General features: G+C 67.3%; 12 protein-coding genes and 1 tRNA gene. 9 read left to right on the forward strand and 4 right to left on the reverse strand.

The features are described 5' to 3' along the window. Nucleotides 1-81 precede the first annotated feature (81 nt). Nucleotides 82-249, reverse strand: a complete 168-nt coding sequence (locus AC1MFL_RS15825) for a hypothetical protein (protein WP_479810979.1) — start codon at nucleotides 247-249, stop codon at nucleotides 82-84. Nucleotides 250-341: 92 nt separating this feature from the next. Here AC1MFL_RS15825 and AC1MFL_RS15830 point away from each other — a divergent pair, with 92 nt between their 5' ends. Next, nucleotides 342-1310 carry a GlxA family transcriptional regulator gene (locus AC1MFL_RS15830; protein ID WP_479810981.1) on the forward strand — a complete coding sequence of 323 codons (969 nt, stop codon included), beginning with the start codon at nucleotides 342-344 and terminating at the stop codon, nucleotides 1308-1310. On the opposite strand, the gene AC1MFL_RS15835 is transcribed toward AC1MFL_RS15830, so the two are convergent. Together AC1MFL_RS15835 and AC1MFL_RS15840 are read right to left on the reverse strand one after the other, a co-directional pair. Continuing rightward, entirely contained in the window at nucleotides 1307-1594 is a 288-nt protein-coding gene (locus tag AC1MFL_RS15835; RefSeq protein WP_479810983.1) for a protealysin inhibitor emfourin, read from the reverse strand. The two genes, AC1MFL_RS15830 and AC1MFL_RS15835, sit on opposite strands and share 4 nt — an antisense overlap. A gap of 43 nt (nucleotides 1595-1637) precedes the next feature. Continuing rightward, nucleotides 1638-2696 (reverse strand): M4 family metallopeptidase, encoded by a 1059-nt coding sequence (locus AC1MFL_RS15840; RefSeq protein ID WP_479810985.1) that lies wholly within the window; start codon nucleotides 2694-2696, stop codon nucleotides 1638-1640. Between the two features lie 113 nt (nucleotides 2697-2809). On the opposite strand from AC1MFL_RS15840, the gene AC1MFL_RS15845 reads away from it, so the two are divergent. Next, nucleotides 2810-3787, forward strand: coding sequence for a cation diffusion facilitator family transporter (locus AC1MFL_RS15845; protein ID WP_479810987.1), 978 nt, complete (start codon nucleotides 2810-2812; stop codon nucleotides 3785-3787). A gap of 46 nt (nucleotides 3788-3833) precedes the next feature. On the opposite strand, the gene AC1MFL_RS15850 is transcribed toward AC1MFL_RS15845, so the two are convergent. Beyond that, a tRNA-Arg gene (locus tag AC1MFL_RS15850) sits at nucleotides 3834-3906 on the reverse strand. 147 nt (nucleotides 3907-4053) lie between these two features. Between AC1MFL_RS15850 and argS the strand changes: the two genes are divergently transcribed. From argS to prfA, 7 genes are all read left to right on the forward strand, one after another. After that, on the forward strand, nucleotides 4054-5718 hold the full coding sequence (gene argS, locus AC1MFL_RS15855) for an arginine--tRNA ligase (RefSeq protein ID WP_479810989.1): 1665 nt from the start codon (nucleotides 4054-4056) through the stop codon (nucleotides 5716-5718). Nucleotides 5719-5723: 5 nt separating this feature from the next. After that, the gene (locus tag AC1MFL_RS15860; protein ID WP_479810991.1) at nucleotides 5724-7241 is read left to right on the forward strand and encodes a diaminopimelate decarboxylase family protein; all 1518 of its coding nucleotides are present in this window, start codon (nucleotides 5724-5726) and stop codon (nucleotides 7239-7241) included. Next, nucleotides 7242-8600 (forward strand): homoserine dehydrogenase, encoded by a 1359-nt coding sequence (locus AC1MFL_RS15865; protein ID WP_479810993.1) that lies wholly within the window; start codon nucleotides 7242-7244, stop codon nucleotides 8598-8600. After that, nucleotides 8601-9707: a threonine synthase gene (thrC, locus tag AC1MFL_RS15870; protein ID WP_479810995.1), complete on the forward strand. Its 1107-nt coding sequence runs from the start codon at nucleotides 8601-8603 to the stop codon at nucleotides 9705-9707. 2 nt (nucleotides 9708-9709) lie between these two features. Further along, entirely contained in the window at nucleotides 9710-10696 is a 987-nt protein-coding gene (gene thrB, locus AC1MFL_RS15875; RefSeq protein ID WP_479810997.1) for a homoserine kinase, read from the forward strand. 322 nt (nucleotides 10697-11018) lie between these two features. Next, nucleotides 11019-13187 carry a transcription termination factor Rho gene (gene rho, locus AC1MFL_RS15880; RefSeq protein WP_479810999.1) on the forward strand — a complete coding sequence of 723 codons (2169 nt, stop codon included), beginning with the start codon at nucleotides 11019-11021 and terminating at the stop codon, nucleotides 13185-13187. Nucleotides 13188-13380: 193 nt separating this feature from the next. Beyond that, nucleotides 13381-14454, forward strand: a complete 1074-nt coding sequence (gene prfA / locus AC1MFL_RS15885) for a peptide chain release factor 1 (RefSeq protein ID WP_301226704.1) — start codon at nucleotides 13381-13383, stop codon at nucleotides 14452-14454. Nucleotides 14455-14462: the final 8 nt, after the last annotated feature.

The following is a 14462-nucleotide window of genomic DNA, read 5'->3' on the forward strand; positions in this document are numbered from 1 at the left end:
GGGTGCCCGGTCCCTGTTGGGGCCGGGCGCCGGGTGGCAGGGGGATGGGTGGCGGTGAAGTGTCGACTGTCCTGGCGGGGATCAGAAGATCCGCAAGGTGTAGCTGGTGCTGGGGAGGTCCCGGGCCATCCAGTATTCTTCCGAGCGGACCGGCGGGTTGTGGCCGAGCCCGTCCTTGCGGAGGGCTGCAACGGTGGCTGCGAGGCCGACGAGGATGAGGACGATGAGGGCGATTCCGATGAGTTCCATACCTCCATGGTTCTCCGGCGGCGGACCCAAAAGAAGTGGCAGAAATGCCCAAAAAGCTATAATTCCTGCCACAGTTCTGCCAGAATGGAGGCATGATCAAATCAGTGGCAATGATCGTGGTGCCCAACTTCTCCATCTTCGAGTTCGGCACCGCGTTTGAGGTCTTTGGCGTGGACAGGTCAGACCGGGGGACCGGGGTGCCGGCCTTCGATTTCCGGGTCTGCACCCCGGCGCCGGGAGATGTACCGATGAAATCCGGGCTGTCCATGCACGTGGGGCTCGGACTCGACGCCGCGGCGGACGCGGACCTGGTCATCATGACTCCGTACGGCCGGGACGAGGACGTCCCCGAATCCGTCCTCGAGGCGCTGCGGGCCGCGCACTCCCGCGGGGCGTGGGTCATGTCCATCTGTTCCGGCGCCTTCGCCCTGGCCCGGGCCGGGCTGCTCGACGGCCGCCGCTGCACGACGCACTGGCACTACTCCCAGGAGCTCGCCAGCCGGTATCCCGCTGCCCTGGTGGACGAAAACGTCCTGTACGTCGAGGACGGCCGGATCATCACGAGCGCCGGGACGGCCGCGGGCATCGATGCCTGCCTGCACCTGGTCCGGGTGGAATTCGGCGCCGCCGTGGCAGCAGCGATCGCCCGTGACATGGTGGTTCCGCCGCACCGCGACGGCGGCCAGGCCCAGTTCATCGACCGGCCGATTCCGCCCTGCGGGTCCGAACCCATGGAGGAACTGCTGCAGTGGATGGTGCGGCACCTGGGGGAGGACCATCCGGTCAACGAGCTCGCCGCGCGCGTCCACATGTCGCCCCGGACGTTCGCCAGGCGCTTCCGCTCCGAGACGGGTGCCACCCCGGCGGCCTGGCTCAACTCCCAGCGCGTGCTGCGGGCCCAGGAACTGCTCGAGACCACGGACCTCAACATCGACGAAATCGCCCGCGAGTCCGGTTTTGGCCACTCTGTGGTGTTGCGGCACCATTTCGCCAAGGTGCTGGACACCAGCCCGCAGTCCTACCGCCGCACCTTCCGCGGACACCTGGCCGCCGCAGTTTAGGGCGGCGGCTCGGCTGCCTCCTTGGCCTTCTCGACCAGATCCCGCCACGGTCCGGTGACGGCCTGCTCGGGCAGGGTGGCGCGGTGCTGTCCGGCGCGGATGTTGTAGAGGAACCGGTCCGGCTGCCCGCCGGCGGCGCCCCGGCCGGTCGGGGGGACGGCGTCCCACGGGCACGCCTCAATCAGGGGCTGCCAGAAGTCCGTATCCTCCGGCGGCGTGGGCTGCACGGTCCACGTCCGCTTCATGCCGGCAACGCCGCCGCTGCGCTGGACAGTGATCTTCATGAGACTGCGATCTTCATGGGTCTCGGATCTTCATGAGCTTGGCCTAGCGCCGCGCTCCCGGGAACTTTACCTTCACAGTTTCCCACGCGGACCGCACGGCGTCATGCTCTTTGGAATCCGCCCCGAAGAGCTCCCCGGCGGCCGCGGCCGTGGCCTTCGCGAACGCACCGAAGGTGGCGGTCGGGGACAGCGTGCCCCCCGTCAGTGTCTCGTACCAGATCCGCCCCGGCGCGTCCCACGCGTTGCCGCCGAGAGCCGTGGCGACCAGGCAGAACGCCCGGTTGGGGATGCCGGAGTTCAGGTGCACCCCGCCGCTGTCGGCGCTCGTATGCACATAGCCGTCCATGGAGTGCGGCTGCGGGTCCTTGCCGAGCACGTCGTCGTCGTACGCCGTCCCCGGAGCCTTCATGGAACGCAGAGCGGTCCCCTGGACCTGGTCCGTGAAGAGACCCTCGCCGATCAGCCAGCTAGCCTGCGCCGCCGTCTGCTGCCGGACAAACTGCTCAACGAGCGCGCCGAATACATCGGACATCGATTCGTTCAGCGCGCCGGCCTGGTTGCGGTAGACCAGCGCTGCCGAATACTGCGTGACGCCGTGGGCGAGCTCGTGGCCGATCACGCTCAGTGATTTCGTGAACCGCTGGAAGACCTGGCCGTCGCCGTCGCCGAAGACCATCTGCTGGCCGTCCCAGAAGGCGTTGTCGTACAGGCGGCCGTAATGCACCGTGGCATCGAGGTGCAGGCCGTTGCCGTCGACCGAGTTCCGGCCGAACGCCTCGGCGTAGAGGCGGTGGGTGTGCCCCAGCCCGTCGTAGGCCTCATCGGCGGCGGGGTCTCCCGTGGGTGGTTCCCCTTCCTTGCGGACCACACTGCCGGGGAGCTGCTCGGTGAATTTGGCGTCGAACACCGTGCGCTCCGGCGGGGAGGGCTTGAGCTCCCGCATGCCGGGATGGCTGCCTCGGCCGGGCTGGGCCCGGGAGGCATGGAAGCCCGGAACGTGCCGCAGGGCTTGCTTCGCCGCGCGGGCCGCCTCGGAGAGCTCCGGTTCGCGCTGGGCTGCCAGGCGACGGAGCAGGTACGGAGGGATGATGGAACAGTGCATGTGAGACCCCTTTGCTTCTGCCGATGTGGACAGCCTACGAGGGGGCGCCGACAATTGGCAGGGGCGGAACGCAGGGAGCGCGGCGGCTGCTGCCCATTGGATACGGTAGGCCAATGGCGCACACCAAGAAGCGAAAAGAATCCGGCTCGACCCTGCTGACGGTCATCATCGCCTTTGTGGCGAATATCCTCGTCGCTGCCGCGAAGTCGGTGGCCGCGGTCCTCACCGGATCGGCCTCGATGACGGCAGAGGCAGCGCACTCCTGGGCGGACACCGGAAATCAGGTGTTCCTGTTCTTCGCGGAACGGCGATCGGTCAAGCCGCGGGACAAGAGCCACCCCATGGGCTACGGCCGGGAAGCTTACGTCTGGTCGATGTTTGCGGCATTCGGGCTCTTCACCGCCGGCGCCGTGGTGTCCATCATGCACGGCATCCAGCAGATCATCGCACCGGAGCCTGCGGCGGACTTCGGGGTGGCCTATCTGGTCCTGGCCGTGGCCTTCGTCTTCGAGGGGATCTCCTTCACCCAGGCCTTCCGCCAGACCAGGAAGGCGGCGCACGAGCTCGAACGCCACACCTTGGAGCAGGTCCTGATCAGCTCAGATCCCACCCTGCGCGCGGTCTTTGCGGAGGACGCCGCGGCACTGGTCGGCCTGGTGGTGGCCTTTGCAGGCGTGTTCCTGCACCAGGTCACGGGTTCGCCGCTGCCGGATGCGGTGGGGTCGATCGTCGTCGGCGTGCTGCTGGCTGCCGTCGCCGTCGTCCTGATCGACCGCAACCGGCGGTTCCTGGTGGGCCAGGGCGTGACCCCGGACATCGAACGCTCCATGGCTCTTCGGGTGCTGGAGCACCCGGACATCGCCCGGCTCACCTACCTGCACTTGGAGTTTGTCGGCCCCCGCAAGCTGTACCTCGTCGCGGCGGTGGACCTGCAGGGGGACCACCCGGAGCACGAAGTGGCTGTGACCCTGCGACGGATAGAGCGCGAGCTGGAAGACCGCGAAACAGTGGAGGAGGCCGTGCTGACCCTGGCCACCCCGGACGAGGCCGACTTGAGCATTGATCCCACGGAAAGCCGCGCCGGCATCTAGACAGCAAAAAACCCCGCCGTTTCACTGAAACGGCGGGGTTTAGTTGTGCCCTCGATTGGAATCGAACCAACGACCTTCTGCTCCGGAGGCAGACGCTCTATCCCCTGAGCTACGAGGGCAGTCAGGGTTCCTGCCGTTACCGGCGGGACGTCCTAGAGCTTAGCAGGAAGGTGGGCCCCAAGGGAAAATCGGCGCGCATCCCGGGCCCTCCTGTCATGCCGGACGCCAAATTCCGCCACACTGCGGGCCACCGGTAGGCTGGAACTGTGACCCCTGAAGAACTCTCCCTCGCCATTTCCGCCTGCCTGCAGGACGCCGTCGCCGCCGGTGAAATAGGGCTTTCCGCATCCGACGTCCCGGATGAGGTGCGCGTGGAGCGTCCGAAGAACCGCGAGCACGGCGACTGGGCCACCAACATCGCCCTTCAGCTGGGCAAAAAAGCGGGCACCAACCCGCGGGAGTTCGCCTCGGTCCTGAGCGCCCGGCTGAAGTCCATCGACGGGGTCTCCGCCGTCGACATCGCCGGACCGGGGTTCCTGAACATCACCGTTGACGCGGCAGCCGCCGGCGCCCTGGCCAAGGCCATCGTCGAAGCGGGGCCGGACTACGGCACCAACACCGCGCTCGCAGGGCACACGGTCAACATGGAGTTCGTCTCCGCCAACCCCACCGGCCCGCTGCACATCGGCCACACCCGCTGGGCCGCCCTGGGCGACGCGATCGCCCGCGTCCTGCGGGCCTCCGGCGCGGACGTCACGGCCGAGTACTACATCAATGACGCAGGGTCGCAGATGAACGTCTTCGCCAACTCCGTGCTTTCCCGGCTGCACGGCCGCGGAGTGCCCGAGGGCGGGTACCCGGGCGAATACATCGCCGATCTTGGCCACGAGGTGCTGACCCAGCACCCGGACGTCCGGGGACTCACCGACGTCGCCGCGCTGCCGGTGATCCGCGGCGCGGCTTACAAGGCCCAGCTGCACGACATCAAACGCACCCTGGCCGAGTTTGGCGTCGAATTCGATGTCTACTTCTCCGAACAGGAACTCCACGACGCCGGCGCGATCGAGGACGCCGTCGCGCGGCTTCGGGAACAGGGCCACGTCTACGACGACGGCGGCGCGGTCTGGCTGCGCACCACGGACTTCGGCGACGACAAGGACCGCGTGATGATCCGCGCGAACGGCGAACCGACGTACTTCGCCGCCGATGCCGCCTACTACCTGTCCAAAAAGGACCGCGGCTACACCGAGAAGATCTACCTGCTCGGCGCCGACCACCACGGCTACATCAACCGGCTCAAGGCCATAGCGGCCGCCGCCGGGGACGATCCCGAGGTCAACATCGAGGTCCTGATCGGCCAGCTGGTGTCCGTGAACGGCGCCAAGCTCTCCAAGCGCGCGGGCAACATCATCGAGCTCAAGGACCTCATCTCCTGGCTCGGCAAGGATGCTGTCCGCTATTCGCTGGCGCGTTTCCCGGCCGATTCGCCGCTGACCCTGGACCCGGAGCTGCTGAAGAAGCACAGCAACGAGAACCCGGTGTTTTACGTCCAGTACGCGCATGCCCGGTCCCGCGGCGCGGCCCGCAACGCCGTCGCCGCCGGCGTGCAGCGCAGTGTGGACGGCAAAGACTGCTTCGAAGCATCCCTGCTGGAGCACGCCACCGAGAACGAGCTGCTCTCGCACCTTGGCAGTTACCCCTCGGTCGTGGCCCGGGCTGCCGAACTGCGCGAACCGCACCGCGTGGCCCGCCACCTGGAGGTCATCGCCGGCGCCTACCACCGCTGGTACGACGCCTGCCGGGTGGCCCCGCTGGGTGACGAGCCGATTACCGATCTCAACCGCACCCGGCTGTGGCTCAACGACGCCACCAGCCAGGTGCTGGCCAACGGACTGGAACTGCTGGGCGTCTCGGCGCCGGAACGGATGTAACCGCCATGACCACCAACCCGTCCACCGCAGCCTCCCCGCTCGCGCCGGAATGGCTGCAGGTCCCCGCCGACCTCAACGCCCTGCACGAGCCGCTGTGGGCCGCCGGGGTCGCCCGGAACGACGCCGGCGAGCTCGCCATTGACGGCATCCCCGTCAGCGAACTCCAGCGCCAGTTCGGCACGCCCCTGTTCGTCATGAGCGAGACCGACTTCCGGGTCCGGGCCCGCGCCTTTTCCGACGCCTTCAACGACGCCTTCGCCGACATCTGCGGGGGAGTGGACGTGTACTACGCCGGCAAGTCCTTCCTGTGCACCTCTGTGGTCCGCTGGGTGGAAGAGGAGGGGCTGCGGCTGGACACGGCCTCCGGCGGCGAACTCGCCGTCGCCGCCCGCGCCGGGATCCCCGGCGCCGACGTGGCGCTCCACGGCAACAACAAGTCCGACGGCGAAATCCACCGCGCCCTCGACATGCAGCTGGGCCGGATCGTGGTGGACAGCCTTGCCGAACTGGACCGCGTCGCCAGGATCGCCGGCGCCCGCGGCGAAACCGCCAGGGTCATGCTGCGGCTGACCCCCGGCGTGCACGCCCACACCCACGAATTCATCGCCACGGCCCACGAGGACCAGAAGTTCGGCCTCTCCATGGCCGGGGACTCCACCGAGCAGGCCGGACTGTCAGCGGCCGAGGAGGCCGTGGCCGCCGCGTCGGGCTACGCCAGCATCGACCTGCTCGGCCTGCACTGCCACATCGGCTCGCAGATCTTCGAGCCGGACGGCTTTGCCCTCGCAGCGGAAAAGCTGCTGGACTTCCTCGCCGCGATGCAGTCCAAGTACTCGATCGTGCTCCCTGAACTCGACCTCGGCGGCGGCTACGGCATCGCCTACACGCCCGTGGACACCCCGCGCCCCGCAGCCGAAATCGCCCAGGCGATGGCCGCCGTCGTCCGCTCCAAATGCGCCGAGCTGGGCATCTCCGCCCCGCGGATTTCGATCGAACCGGGCCGCGCAATCGTCGGAAGCACCACATTCACGCTCTATGAAGTGGGCACCCTCAAGACCGTCCGGGTCGACGCCCCGGGAGCCGGCGGAGGAGTTTCCGGTCAAACCGGCGGACCCGGCGAGGCCGGAACACCCGGCAAACCCGGCGAAAACGTTACGTACCCGCGCCGGTATGTGTCGGTGGACGGCGGGATGAGCGACAACCCGCGCCCGGTGCTGTACGACGCGGATTACTCGGCCATTCTGGCCTCCCGGACCTCGGACGAAGCCGGGCAGCTGTCCCGAGTGGTGGGCAAACATTGCGAGAGCGGCGACATAGTTGTTAGAGATGTATATCTGCCCAAGGACGTGGCAGCCGGTGATCTCCTCGCTGTACCGGGTACCGGCGCCTACTGCTGGGCCCTGTCAAGCAACTACAACTATCTGGCCCGGCCGGGCGTTGTCGCTGTGCGCGACGGATCTGCCCGGCTGATTGTCCGCGGGGAAACCGAAGAAGATCTGCTTAACCGCGACATGGGAGTCTGAATGACTGAATTGCGAACCCTGAAAGTAGCCCTGCTGGGCTGTGGCAACGTCGGGGCCCAGGTTGCGCGCATTCTCATCGACGACGCCGACATGCTGGCCTCGCGCGCCGGAGCCCGCCTGGAACTGGCCGGCATCGCCGTGCGCAACCTCGACGCCCCCCGGGAGGTCGAGCTGCCCCGCGGGCTGTTCACCACCGACGCCGAGACCCTGATCAAGGACGCCGACCTGGTGATCGAGCTGATGGGCGGGATCGAACCCGCCCGGACCCTGATCCTGACGGCCATGCAGAACGGCGCCTGCGTCGTCACCGGGAACAAGGCACTCGTTGCCAAAGACGGCCCGACCCTGCATGAGGAAGCGGACAAGGCCGGTGTGCAGTTGTCCTACGAGGCCGCCGTCGCCGGTGCGATCCCCATTCTGCGGCCCATCCGGGACAGCCTCTCCGGCGACCGGATCACCCGGGTCCTCGGCATCGTCAACGGAACCACCAACTTCATCCTGGACCAGATGGACTCCACCGGGGCGCAGTTCGCCGACGCGCTGGCGGAGGCCCAGCGCCTCGGTTATGCGGAAGCCGACCCCACCGCCGACATCGAGGGCTACGACGCCGCCTCGAAGGCCGCAATCCTCGCCTCGCTGTCCTTCCACACCCGGTTCTCCCTGGATGACGTGTACTGCGAAGGCATCAGCAACGTCACGGCCGCGGACATCGCCGCGGCGAAGGACGCCGGCTTTGTCATCAAGCTGCTGGCAATCGCCGAGAAGCTGACCGCCGCAGGCACGGAAACAGGCACAAGAACAGGCACGGAAACAGGCGCCAACGGGGATACCGGCGTCTCCGTCCGCGTGCACCCCACCCTGCTGCCGCGCGAACACCCGCTCGCTGCCGTGCGCGGCGCGTTCAACGCAGTTTTCATCGAGGCCGAAAACGCCGGCGAGCTGATGTTCTACGGCCAGGGCGCCGGCGGCAAGCCGACGGCATCGGCCGTGATGGGCGACCTCGTCTCCGCGGCCCGCAGCATCGTCCTCGGCGGCCCCGGCCGTGCCGAGACCACCACCGGACAGGTCACGGCACTGCCCGTCACCGCCGCCGTGACCAGCTACTACATCGGCCTCGACGTCGCCGACCAGCCCGGCGTGCTGGCAAGGATTGCCCAGCTCTTCGCGGAGCACGGCGTCTCTATTGAAATCATGCGGCAGACGATCCACCGCGACGCGGATTCCAAGATTGAATCGGCGGAGCTTCGGATCGTGACCCACCGCGCAAGCGAGGCTGCACTGGCAGCCACCGTCGAGGCCGTCAAGGGCCTGGACGTCATCAATTCCGTTACATCCGTACTGCGGGTAGAAGGAGTCTAAGTGGCTCACCAATGGCGCGGCGTCATCCGCGAATATGCTGAACGTCTGCCTGTCACCGAGGCAACGAAGGTCATCACCCTCGGGGAGGGCGGCACTCCTCTCGTGTACGCGCAGCAGCTGTCCGCGCTCACCGGCAGCGATGTCTACCTCAAGGTCGAGGGCATGAACCCGACCGGCTCCTTTAAGGACCGCGGCATGACCATGGCCATGACCGCGGCGGTTGCCGCCGGCGCGAAGGCCGTGGTGTGTGCCTCCACCGGCAACACCTCCGCCTCCGCCGCCGCATACGCCACTGCGGCGGGGCTGAAGTGCGTGGTGCTGGTGCCCGAAGGCAAGATCTCGATGGGCAAGCTGAGCCAGGCGATCGCGCACGGCGCAACCCTGCTGCAGGTCGACGGCAACTTCGACAACTGCCTCGACATCGCCCGCAAACTGGGGGAGTCCTACCCGGTGTTCCTGGTCAACTCGGTCAACCCGGCCCGGATCGAGGGCCAGAAGACCGGCGCCTTCGAAGTGGTCGACTGGCTCGGAGACGCTCCCGACTTCCACGTGCTCCCGGTGGGCAACGCCGGCAACATCACCGCGTACTGGAAGGGCTACAAGGAATACTGCGCACCGTTCGAGTCCGCCACGGCCGGCACACTGGCCGCAGTCTCCACCAGGACCCCGGTGATGTGGGGCTTCCAGGCCGCCGGAGCGGCACCGTTCGTCGCCGGCCACCCGATCACGGAACCCGACACGATCGCCACCGCCATCCGGATCGGCAACCCGGCGTCCTGGGATTCCGCCATCGCCGCGCGCGACGAGTCCGGCGGCGTGATTGAGGCCGTGACCGACGAGGAAATCCTGTCGGCCCACCGCTGGCTGTCCGCCCGCGAGGGCGTCTTCGTCGAACCCGGCTCCGCCGCGGGTGTCGCCGGCCTGATCAAGAAGCACGCGGCCGGCGAAGTGCCGGCCGGCAAGACCATCGTCATCACGGTCACCGGCCACGGCCTCAAGGATCCGCAGTGGGCGCTCCGCACCGAGGACGGCAGCGAAGTGCAGCCCGTCAAGGTCTCGAACGACGTGGTCACTGTGGCCACAGCCCTGGGACTGGAAGAAAAGTAACCGTGGAAACCACCCTCACCATCCCGGCCGAGTCCGCCGCCGACACGCCGGCAGTTCCGGCCGGGCAGCTCGTCACGGTCCGGGTACCGGCAACGAGCGCGAACCTCGGCCCCGGGTATGACAGCCTCGGCCTGGCGCTGACGCTGTTCGACACCCTGACGGTGGAAACCCTGGACAGCGGAGAACTGGAATTCGAGCTCAGCGGGGAAGGGGCCGAATCCCTGCCCCGCGACGCCACGCATCTGGTGGTCAGGGCCGTCACGGAGGCCTTGCACCGCCTTGGTTTCCGGCACGAGGGCCTGAGGATCACAGCAGACAACGTCAATCCCCATGGCCGCGGCCTGGGCTCCTCGGCCTGTGCCGTCGTAGCCGCGGTGACCGCCGCCAACGCCCTGGTTCCGGAGGCTTCCCGCCGGGACAAGGACTGGGTCCTGCAGCTCACCAGTGAAATGGAAGGCCACCCGGACAACGTCGCACCGGCGATTTTCGGCGGACTGGCGCTGTCGTGGCAGGACAGTGACCAGTACAGCAGCACCTGCGCGGCCGTTGCCCCTGCGGTCGTCCCCGTGGTTGCCGTGCCGGACTTTGAGCTGTCCACCGAGGCCGCCCGTGCACTGCTGCCCGCCTCGGTGGGCCACCACGCCGCGGCGATGAACTCGGGACGGGCGGCCCTGCTGATCCACGCCCTGACGCAGAAGCCGGAATTCCTGCTCGCCGGCACCGAGGACTACCTGCACCAGAGCTACCGCGCCGCGGCCATGCGGCCCAGCGCGGACCTCATCGCCGCGCTGCGGCGGGCAGGCTTCGCCGCTGTCGTCTCCGGGGCCGGCCCCACCGTGCTGGTCCTTGCCAATGGAGCGGCCCAGGCCGAGGCCGCCGTGGAGTTCATCGGCGCTTTCACCTCCGGCAACACGCCGGACGTGGGCTGGCGTGTGATGAAGCTGGCCGTGGACGTTGAAGGTGCTAAAGTGGAAGTGCACCGGCGGTAATCACGCAGGCGGTAATTCAGTTACTGTTCAAAGACCGCGATGTTGGCCAAGTTGCCTTTCTCATCTTTTACTGCGCAATATTTTCCGGTGCCACCTGCTTTTGGTCTGACGCAGGAATCCGCAGAATTATCTCTGCACCCCTGAAAAGTCAGCCCGCCGTTCCTTTTCTTCCGGAACGCGCCAGGTGTAGCTCTATCCGGCCGTGCTGGCCAACATCCATCCGGCAAGGCCGAAATCCCGGCTGCAGATCTGAACTGCAGCCCAGATCAAATCATCGCGTCCAGCTCCTAGTCTGGACGCCGTCGAGGGGGAAGGATCCTTCGTGACCGAAACCACTGAGCTGTCTTCAGCTGTGGAAATATCATCTTCTGCTGCCGGATCGTCAACGGCCGCACCCGCCAAGAGCAGCGGCCTTGCAGGCCTCAAGCTCGCCCAGCTGCAGGCTCTTGCGAGCCAGCTGGGGATTTCCGGCGGTTCCCGGATGCGGAAGGGCGATCTTGTGTCTGCCATTTCCGCACACCGCGCCGGCACTCCGGTGAGCAAGGCTCCGACCCGCGCCGCTGAGAAGGCGACCGACAACGGCACCGTGGCCCAGTCTGCGGCCCCGGCCGCGCTGCCCGCCGCCGAGTCCGAAGCCCCGGCCCAGGAAAACCCCCGTGCCCGTGGACGCGGACGCAGCCGCCGCGCCGGCAGCGACGGCGTCATCACGACCGCCGAGACCCAGGCCGCGCCCGCAGTGGAGGCGCCGGCCGCTTCCGCGGAGGCCGGCACTGCCGAGTCCGGCTCTGCCACCTCCGCGACGGAAGGCAGCGAACGCACCCGCCAGCCGCGCACCCGCAACCGCCGCCGCGGCGAAGCTGCCGAGCAGTCCGGCGGACAGGGCTCAGGGCAGAACGCAGCCCAGGCTGCACCCGCCGTCGAGGCGCCGGCCGAGCAGGCTTCCGGCGAGCAGCGTCAGGCCGAGCGCACGGAACAGCGTTCCGAACAGCGCTCCGACCAGCGCCAGGCGGAACCGGGCAGCGAAGACGGCCAGCGCCGTGAGAGCATCCGGACCCGCGGAGGCCGCGACGAATCCGCCGGCACCCGCGACACCCGCGACAACACTGGCACCCGCGACAATGACGACAGTGACGGCGGCAGCCGCCGGAACCGCCGTAACCGGCGCGACCGCAATGACCGCAACGACCGTCCCGAGCGCTCCGGCGGGCAGGACAGCCGCGACAATACTTCGCGCAACGACCGCTTCCGCGACCGCAACGACCGTCGTCGGGGACGCGTGCAGGGACCGGACGTCGACGACGTCGAGGTCACCGAGGACGACGTCCTGCTGCCTGTCGCCGGCATCCTGGACGTGCTGGAGAACTACGCGTTCATCCGCACCTCCGGCTACCTGCCGGGCCCGAATGACGTCTACGTGTCCCTCGCCCAGGTCAAGAAGTACAACCTGCGGAAGGGCGACGCCGTCGTCGGTGCCATCCGTGCACCCCGTGAAGGCGAGGCCCCGCAGGGCGGCCAGCAGCAGACCGCCCGGCAGAAGTTCAACGCCCTCGTCCGGGTCACCTCGGTCAACGGCAAGACCCCCGAGGAACTCAAGGACCGCGTCGAATTCGCGAAGCTGGTCCCGCTGTACCCCTCGGAGCGCCTGCGCCTCGAAACGGACCCCAAGAAGATTGGCCCCCGGGTCATCGACCTGGTTGCCCCGATCGGCAAGGGCCAGCGCGGCCTGATCGTTTCGCCGCCGAAGGCCGGCAAGACGCTCATCCTGCAGTCCATCGCCAACGCCATCACCACCAACAATCCTGAGGTGCACCTCATGATGGTGCTTGTTGACGAACGCCCCGAAGAAGTCACGGACATGCAGCGCACCGTCAAGGGTGAGGTCATCGCCTCCACCTTCGACCGTCCCGCCGACGACCACACGACCGTGGCCGAACTTTCCATCGAGCGTGCCAAGCGCCTCGTGGAAATGGGCATGGACGTCGTGGTGCTCCTCGACTCGATGACCCGCCTGGGCCGTGCCTACAACCTGGCGGCACCTGCTTCCGGCCGTATCCTCTCCGGTGGTGTCGACTCCGCAGCGCTGTACCCGCCGAAGCGCTTCTTCGGTGCAGCCCGCAACATCGAAAACGGTGGCTCACTGACCATCCTGGCAACCGCGCTCGTCGAGACCGGTTCCAAGATGGACGAGGTCATCTTCGAAGAGTTCAAGGGAACCGGCAACATGGAACTGCGCCTGTCCCGCCAGCTCGCGGACAAGCGCATCTTCCCGGCCGTGGACGTCAACGCGTCCGGTACCCGCCGTGAGGAAAACCTGCTGTCCCCCGAGGAAGTCAAGATCATGTGGAAGCTGCGCCGGGTCCTGTCCGGACTTGAAACGCAGCAGAGCCTTGAGCTGTTGACCAACAAGATCCGGGAGACGCAGAGCAACGTCGAGTTCCTCATGCAGGTGCAGAAGACGACGCTTGGTGCGAAGTCCGACAACGACAAATAGCTGACGTCAACCGCTCGGAGATTGGCGGCCCTTCCCGGGCCGCCAATTACCCGAGCGGTTGTTGCGTTAACCAGTGACTCCGCTCCAACAGCAACGCGGGGTCACTTAGAGCCCATCGGGGCCCTTGGAATGGGCCGTAAGTGACCCCGCGTTGCAGTAACTAGACTTGGTAAGAGTCGAAAGAGGTTTGAAAATGTTTGAGTCCGTACAGGGCCTGTTGGATGAGCACGATGCCATCCAGGCACAGCTTGGGGATCCTGCTGTTTACGCTGACCAGAAGCTCGCCCGGAAGCTGGGGCGGCGCTCGGCACAGCTGAACGGCATCGTCGAGGCGTACCACGCCTGGCACGGCATCCAGGATGACCTTGCGGCTGCCAGGGAAATGGCGGGGGAGGACCCGGAGTTCGCGGCGGAAGTGCCCGAGCTGGAGGCCAAGCTGGAAACCGCCGCGGCCAAGCTGCGCCGGCTCCTGATCCCGCGCGACCCCGACGACGCCCGCAACGTGATCCTCGAAGTCAAGGGCGGCGAGGGTGGCGACGAGGCCGCCCTGTTCGCGGCCGACCTGCTGCGGATGTACACCCGGTACGCGGAATCCCGCGGCTGGAAGACGGAGATGATTTCCGCCAACGAATCGGACCTGGGCGGCTACAAGGATGTCCAGGTGGCCATCAAGGGCAACTCGAACGATCCGGCCGAGGGCGTCTACGCGCGGCTCAAGTTCGAAGGCGGCGTGCACCGTGTGCAGCGCGTTCCCGTGACGGAATCCCAGGGCCGGATCCACACCTCCGCCGCCGGCGTTCTGGTGCTTCCGGAAGTGGATGAGCCCGAAGAACTCGAGATCAACCAGAACGATCTCAAGATCGACGTCTACCGTTCCTCCGGCCCCGGCGGCCAGTCCGTGAACACCACCGACTCCGCAGTCCGGATCACCCACCTTCCCACCGGCATCGTGGTGGCCATGCAGAACGAGAAATCGCAGCTGCAGAACCGCGAAGCCGGCATGCGCGTCCTCCGCGCCCGCATCCTGGCCCACCAGCAGGAGCAGATTGACGCCGAGAACTCGGCCCAGCGCAAGTCGCAGATCCGTACCATGGACCGCTCGGAGCGCATCCGGACCTACAACTACCCGGAAAACCGGATCGCGGACCACCGCACCGGCTACAAGGCCTACAACCTGGACCAGGTCATGAACGGCGACCTGGAGCCGGTCATTCAGTCGGCCATCGAGATGGACGAGCAGGCCCGCCTCGACGCCATCGGCGACTAGTCCGGCGC

This window comes from Arthrobacter sp. BG3 (assembly GCF_056680185.1).

Coding starts and splice junctions, on each gene's coding strand:
- AC1MFL_RS15825 (WP_479810979.1), bottom strand. CDS start 249: ATGGAACTCATCGGAATCGCCCTCATCGTCCTCATCCTCGTCGGCCTC.
- AC1MFL_RS15830 (WP_479810981.1), top strand. CDS start 342: ATGATCAAATCAGTGGCAATGATCGTGGTGCCCAACTTCTCCATCTTC.
- AC1MFL_RS15835 (WP_479810983.1), bottom strand. CDS start 1,594: ATGAAGATCACTGTCCAGCGCAGCGGCGGCGTTGCCGGCATGAAGCGG.
- AC1MFL_RS15840 (WP_479810985.1), bottom strand. CDS start 2,696: ATGCACTGTTCCATCATCCCTCCGTACCTGCTCCGTCGCCTGGCAGCC.
- AC1MFL_RS15845 (WP_479810987.1), top strand. CDS start 2,810: ATGGCGCACACCAAGAAGCGAAAAGAATCCGGCTCGACCCTGCTGACG.
- AC1MFL_RS15860 (WP_479810991.1), top strand. CDS start 5,724: ATGACCACCAACCCGTCCACCGCAGCCTCCCCGCTCGCGCCGGAATGG.
- AC1MFL_RS15865 (WP_479810993.1), top strand. CDS start 7,242: ATGACTGAATTGCGAACCCTGAAAGTAGCCCTGCTGGGCTGTGGCAAC.
- prfA (WP_301226704.1), top strand. CDS start 13,381: ATGTTTGAGTCCGTACAGGGCCTGTTGGATGAGCACGATGCCATCCAG.